This window comes from Gemmatimonas sp. (assembly GCF_044376735.1).
Classification (GTDB): Bacteria; Gemmatimonadota; Gemmatimonadetes; order Gemmatimonadales; family Gemmatimonadaceae; genus Gemmatimonas.
The window spans coordinates 1-3,129 of sequence record NZ_JBILKJ010000245.1 but is presented as its reverse complement, the minus strand read 5'-3'; the positions used below and the strand labels follow the sequence as shown (position 1 = coordinate 3,129).

At 66.4% G+C, this 3,129-nt stretch carries 4 protein-coding genes; 2 read left to right on the top strand and 2 right to left on the bottom strand.

Annotated elements, in window-relative coordinates; translation table 11 throughout:
* Nucleotides 1-154: 154 nt before the first annotated feature.
* Both ACIRA7_RS16155 and msrP read right to left on the bottom strand, forming a co-directional pair.
* Nucleotides 155-808, bottom strand: coding sequence for a sulfite oxidase heme-binding subunit YedZ (locus ACIRA7_RS16155; RefSeq protein ID WP_396221862.1), 654 nt, complete (start codon nucleotides 806-808; stop codon nucleotides 155-157).
* A 17-nt stretch (nucleotides 809-825) separates the two neighbouring features.
* Nucleotides 826-1,779, bottom strand: coding sequence for a protein-methionine-sulfoxide reductase catalytic subunit MsrP (msrP, locus tag ACIRA7_RS16150; protein WP_396221861.1), 954 nt, complete (start codon nucleotides 1,777-1,779; stop codon nucleotides 826-828).
* 95 nt (nucleotides 1,780-1,874) lie between these two features.
* On the opposite strand from msrP, the gene ACIRA7_RS16145 reads away from it, so the two are divergent.
* Nucleotides 1,875-2,858, top strand: coding sequence for an aldo/keto reductase (locus tag ACIRA7_RS16145; RefSeq protein WP_396221860.1), 984 nt, complete (start codon nucleotides 1,875-1,877; stop codon nucleotides 2,856-2,858).
* A gap of 46 nt (nucleotides 2,859-2,904) precedes the next feature.
* A partial coding sequence (locus ACIRA7_RS16140) for a hypothetical protein (protein WP_396221859.1) occupies nucleotides 2,905-3,129 on the top strand: 225 nt, incomplete at its 3' end.

Here is a 3,129-nt window from a genome sequence, read left to right as displayed (position 1 = left end):
CGATCGCCGGGACGCTCTCGAGCGAGCGTCGGCGATCGGTGATCGGATGACTTCCCGAGCGACGCGAATCCGCGTCGGCGGGTGAGGGCATGGCGAGCGGGTTCGGTGTGAGTGCAAGTGTCCCGAACTGGGGACGCTCCACGCACCCGCCTCGTCACGACCCCGGCGACGGTACCGGCGTCGGGGGAGGCAGGGGCCGGGAGGTCCGCGGCCCCGGCTTGCGCAACACGAGGCGCAACACGAACAGGACCACGAAGACCGCGGCGTACAGCAGCGGCTCGGCGATGTCCTTCTTCACCGCCCAGAGGTAGTGCACGCACCCGGCGACCGCCGTCACATACACCAGCCGGTGCAGCTGATTCCACCGCTGACCGCCCAGCCGACGAATGGACGACTTGGTGGACGTGAGCGCGAGCGGGATCATGAGCACGAACGCCAGCATCCCGACGGTGATATACAGGTGCTTCAGGACGTCCTTCACGATCTCCGGCCAGTCGAAGAACTGGTCGAGGACGATGTAGACACTGAGATGCCCCATGGCCCAGAAGAAGGCGGCCAGCCCCAGAAACCGACGCTGCGCGACTAACCAGCCCCAGCCGGTGAGCCGCATGAGTGGCGTGACCGCCAACGACGCCGCGAGCAACCGGAGCGCCCACTCGCCCGAGGCGTGCTCCAACGATTCAATTGGTTCGGCACCTAACTGATTCAGGAGCAGCTGCGCCACCAGAACGATGGCGGGTACGACTACCAGCAGCCACAGCGCGGGACGAATCAGCCGCCGCAGCGGGGCTTCGGCGCGTGCCAGCATCGACCGCACGTGAGGGCTCAGTAGTACTTCCGAAGGTCCATGCCGCTGTACAACGACGCGACCTGACTGGCGTAGCCGTTGAACGGCAGCGTCGGAATCTTGAGGAACTGCCCGATCCGTCGCTCCTTGGCCTGGCTCCAACGCGGATGGTCGACCATCGGATTCACGTTGGCGTAGAAGCCATACTCGCTGGGATTGGCATCATTCCAGGTCGTGTTGGGCATCTTGTCGGTGAACTTGATCTTCACGATCGCCTTGATGCCCTTGAAGCCGTACTTCCACGGCACCACCAGCTTGAGCGGCGCGCCGTTCTGGTTCGGCAGCGCCTTGCCGTACATGCCGGTGGCCAGCAAGGCCAGCGGGTGATTGGCCTCGTCGAGTCGCAGGGCTTCCTTGTACGGCCACGGGAGCACGGCCCGGGCCTGCCCCGGCATCCGCCGCGGATCGTACAGCGTGGTGAACTCCACGAACTTGGCACCCGGCAGCGGCTCGCACCGGGCCACCACGTCTTTCAGCTGCACCCCCTGCCACGGGATCACCATCGACCACGCTTCCACGCAGCGATGGCGATAGACCCGATCCTGTACCGGCAGCTTCCCGACCAGTTCATCGAACGAGAACGGACGGGGCTTCTTGACCAGCCCCTCGACGTTCACCGTCCACGGCATCGGGCGGAAGTCCTTGGCCAGCTCCTTGGGCTCGTCCTTCCCGGTCCCGAACTCGTAGTAGTTGTTGTAGCTGGTCGCGTCTTCCTCGGGCGTCAGCTTGTCGTCCTGCTGCCCTGCACTGGCCGTCCCGCCGCCGAAGCGCATGGCCTCGAGCGCCGATGGCGTGACCAACCCGCCCAGCGCCAACGCGCCAGCGGTGCCGATGAAGGCACGTCGGTTCTGGTAGACAGATTCCGGCGTGATGTCGGAAGACGGGAGCTCGTCGGGACGGCGGATCAGCATGGGCGTCGAGGTTGGGGTCAAGGGTGCATACATTCTAGCCGCCAGCACGCCGTTCCGTTCCCGGAATTTCCGCCCGCCGGCCTTTCCGTCCGGCCGCCACCCGCGATTCGCTCCCCATGCGCTATACCACGCTCGGCTCCACCGGGATCTCCGTGTCCCGACTCTGCCTCGGCTGCATGAGCTACGGCACGCCCAGCTGGCGCCCCTGGGTGCTGAGTGAGGAGGACGCCCGCCCGTTCTTCCGCCGCGCCATCGAGGCCGGGATCAACTTCTTCGACACCGCCGACATGTACGCCCTCGGCATGAGTGAAGAGGTCACCGGCCGCGCCCTGCGGGAATACGGCCGCATGGAGGAAATCGTACTCGCCACCAAAGTGTACTGGCCGATGGCGCCGGGCCCGAACATGCGCGGCCTCTCACGCAAACACATCGTTCAGGCCTGCGAAGCGAGCCTGCAGCGACTCGGCGTGGACACGATCGACCTGTATCAGATCCATCGCTTCGATCCCACTACGCCCATCGAGGAAACGCTCGCCGCGCTCGAGCACCTCGTACAATCGGGCAAGGTGCGCCACATCGGCGCCAGCTCCGGCTGGGCGTGGCAGTTTGCCCGCGCCCTCGGCACCTCCGACCGCAAAGGCTGGTCGCGGTTCGTAAGCATGCAGAACCACTACAACCTCCTCTACCGCGAAGAGGAGCGCGAGATGATTCCGCTCTGCGAGTCGGAGCACATCGCCGTGCTGCCATGGTCGCCGCTCGCCCGCGGGCTGCTGGCCGGCACCCGCACCGCGCTCGACGACCGCACCTCCACCACCCGCGCCGCGCACGATACGTACGCGGTGGGGCTGTACGAAGGCGACAAGGACTGGGAGATCGTGGACGCCACCCGCGCGATCGCCGCCGAACGCGGTGTCCCGATGGCGCAGATCGCACTCGCATGGTTGTTATCGAAGCCCGCCGTGACCGCCCCGATCATCGGCGCCACCAAGATGTACCAACTCGACGAAGCCCTCGGTGCCGTCGATCTCGTGTTATCGGCCGACGAGATCACGCGACTCGAGGCGTCGTATCGCCCGCACGCGGTGAAGGGGCACGAGTAGGGCGCAGCACGTCGAACACTCCACCACTTTCTCGCCACGATCACATATGCTTCGCTTTCTTCGCGTCGGTGACGCGTCTCGCGCTGTCCGGCACGCCGGGGTGCTCTCCGTCCTCGTGCTGACGGCGGCGGCCAGCACGGGCGCGCAGCAGCCGCGGCGTCCCGGTGGGCAAACGCCGCGTGACACCACGGTGTCCATCCCCACCGGTCCCGAAACGGCGGCGCCTCTTGTGCGCACGGTTCCGGTAGCGCCGGCTGAGATTCCGATGGCG

Coding starts and splice junctions, on each gene's coding strand:
- ACIRA7_RS16155 (WP_396221862.1), bottom strand. CDS start 808: ATGCTGGCACGCGCCGAAGCCCCGCTGCGGCGGCTGATTCGTCCCGCG.
- ACIRA7_RS16145 (WP_396221860.1), top strand. CDS start 1,875: ATGCGCTATACCACGCTCGGCTCCACCGGGATCTCCGTGTCCCGACTC.